This window comes from Mesorhizobium sp. M7A.F.Ca.CA.002.04.1.1, from assembly GCF_004022805.1.
GTDB lineage: Bacteria > Pseudomonadota > Alphaproteobacteria > Rhizobiales > Rhizobiaceae > Mesorhizobium > Mesorhizobium ciceri.
This window is the reverse complement of sequence record NZ_RZPL01000865.1, coordinates 1-2,186: the sequence shown is the minus strand read 5'-3', so window position 1 is coordinate 2,186 and position 2,186 is coordinate 1. Positions and strand designations below refer to the sequence as shown.

3 protein-coding genes and 1 pseudogene are annotated in these 2,186 nt (G+C 63.9%); 1 reads left to right on the top strand and 3 read right to left on the bottom strand.

Going from position 1 to position 2,186, the window contains the following annotated elements:
* A partial coding sequence (locus ENZ75_RS29635; RefSeq protein ID WP_128278543.1) for an SDR family oxidoreductase occupies nucleotides 1–691 on the bottom strand: 691 nt, incomplete at its 3' end.
* 129 nt (nucleotides 692–820) lie between these two features.
* Nucleotides 821–1,282 (bottom strand): MarR family winged helix-turn-helix transcriptional regulator, encoded by a 462-nt coding sequence (locus tag ENZ75_RS29630; protein WP_024501721.1) that lies wholly within the window; start codon nucleotides 1,280–1,282, stop codon nucleotides 821–823.
* A gap of 136 nt (nucleotides 1,283–1,418) precedes the next feature.
* On the opposite strand from ENZ75_RS29630, the gene ENZ75_RS29625 reads away from it, so the two are divergent.
* Nucleotides 1,419–1,817, top strand: a complete 399-nt coding sequence (locus tag ENZ75_RS29625; protein ID WP_245481289.1) for a cupin domain-containing protein — start codon at nucleotides 1,419–1,421, stop codon at nucleotides 1,815–1,817.
* A gap of 21 nt (nucleotides 1,818–1,838) precedes the next feature.
* Here ENZ75_RS29625 and ENZ75_RS29620 read toward each other — a convergent pair.
* A pseudogene (locus ENZ75_RS29620) lies at nucleotides 1,839–2,186 on the bottom strand (hypothetical protein); the annotation flags it as partial.

Genomic DNA, 2,186 nt, shown 5'->3' with positions numbered 1-2,186 from the left:
TTCCCGTGGTAAAGCCATTGCCGATCAGGAAGGCGATGGCGTCGGCGATATCATCGGGTTGGCCAATCCGCCCGACCGGCAGCCGCTTGGCCATCGCGGCTAACGTCTCGTCCTTCCTGTCGCCGGCCACTTGCGCCCAGATCGTGGTGTCGACCCAGCCGGGTGACACGGCATTGACGCGGATCGGCGCCAACTCGACCGCCAGCGCCCGCACGAGGCCTTCGAGCGCTGCGTTGACAGCAGCAACGACGGAGCCGCGTGCGGCTGGGCGATAGGCGGCGATACCGGAGACGAAGGTCATGGAGCCGGATGCTGCCAGCCGCGGCGCACCGTGCTTGGCGAGCAGCAGCGGGCCATACAGCTTGCTCTCCACCACCTTTTGCGCCGCCATCAGGTCAAGCTCCGGCAGCAGCCGGTAGGCGCCTTCGATGTCGGCTGCGGTGCAGACGATGTGGTCGAGTCCGCCAATCGCTGCGAACAGCGCCGAGACCTGGTCTTCGCGCGCGATGTCGACGACGGCCGTCTCCAGCCCGGCGGGATTGCCGAGCGCCTCGCGCGCCTGCCGCAGCCGGTCTTGGCCGCGCCCGGCGATGATCACCTTGGCTCCGGCCTCGATGCAGCGCCTGGCCAGCGCCAGGCCCATGCCGGAGCCGCCGCCGACGATCAGGATTTTCTGTTTCGAAATGCTCATTTCGCTCTGCCTTTGCTTGGATGGACAAGGGCAGGAATTGGCAGTTCGGCGCGACAGAAGGAAACGGAAGAAACCGATAGTGCCATCGGAAAGGCCGATGGAGCAGGGCGGACGGGCGCCGTCTCTGGCTCAGCGCACCAGCGGACTTTCCCAGACGACAAACAGCAGAGCTTTCAGCTGGGCAAAGCGCTCCGGCCCAAGTTCGGTGCGCCATTCCTCCTCGATGTCGCGCAGGATATCGACCATTTTCCAGAACGCGGCATGACCGCGTTCCGTGGATCGCACCACGCGCGCACCGCCATCGCCGGGAATGTCGGAGCGGACGAGGTAGCCGTACCCTTCGAGACTGCTGAGCAGCTGGTTGATGGCCTGTTTGCTCATGCCGGCACGCTCGGCGATGGTGCCGGGCCGCGCGCCGTCCGGTCCGGGAAACTGCAACACCGCCATATGCGGCAGGCGCAATTCGTCGAAACCGGCGGCGTTGAGCTCCTTGATCAGCCGCCGCTGGATCGCTTGTGCCGGCACGCGCAGCAGGGCGCCGATCAGCAGGTTCTCGGTCTTGGTCTGTAGAACTTCCGTTGAGGTGGGCATTGACGATCCGGTAAATTGAGTTTACTGATAGCGAGTAAATGTAATTTACCGGAGGGCTTTGCGCAATGTCGGTCATGAATCTTCAGGTCAATCCAGCCAATGAGACCGGCGACAAGGGCTGTCGATTCGCTTCCTGGTGACGGGCGACAGTTCGAACGGCAGCATCGCCGCCTTTGAGTTGAGGGTTGCCAGCGGACTGCGCCTGCTGGCGCCGGCGCACAGCCATGATCACTACGAAGAGACGATCTACGGCATTGAAGGGGTGCTGACCTGGACCGTCGACGGCAAGCCGATCGAGGTCGGACCGGGAGAAGCGCTGTGCATCCCGCGCGGCGCAGTCCATCGCTTCGACAACAATGGCAGCGCGGATGCGAAAGCGCTGTGCGTCGTCACACCAGCGGCGATCGGTCCGGACTATTTCCGTGAGATATTCGCCATGTTCCACGCCGCCGCCGGCGGTCCGCCGGACAAGGCTGGGATGATGGATATCATGCGCCGCCACGGGCTGACGCCGGCAGCGCCGCCGCCAAGCTGAAGTCGGTCGAAGAGGCGCCGGTCACGCGCCGCAAGCGCTGAAGGTGGTGCCGGGGTTCCAGTCCTTGAAGGCGATGGTCTGGCCTTCGACCGAGACGTTCCTGTGCTTGGTGCTGCCGTCCGGCTGCTTTTCGCTGCTGGTGCCTTTGCCGGTCAGCACATTGTACTCGCAGGCGCTTTCGGCATTCTCCTTCAAATAGTCATAGTGGTCATAGGCGAAGCCGGCGACGATGAAGGCATCATTGCGCCAGGCGATGGTCAGCGTCATGTCGGTCCGTTCGCTGCCGATCTCCATCGCTGGCAGGTAGAATTTGATCGAGCCGTTGGGCAGCATCGTCAGTTCCGGCTCGGTGTCGGAGTTCTCGTAGCC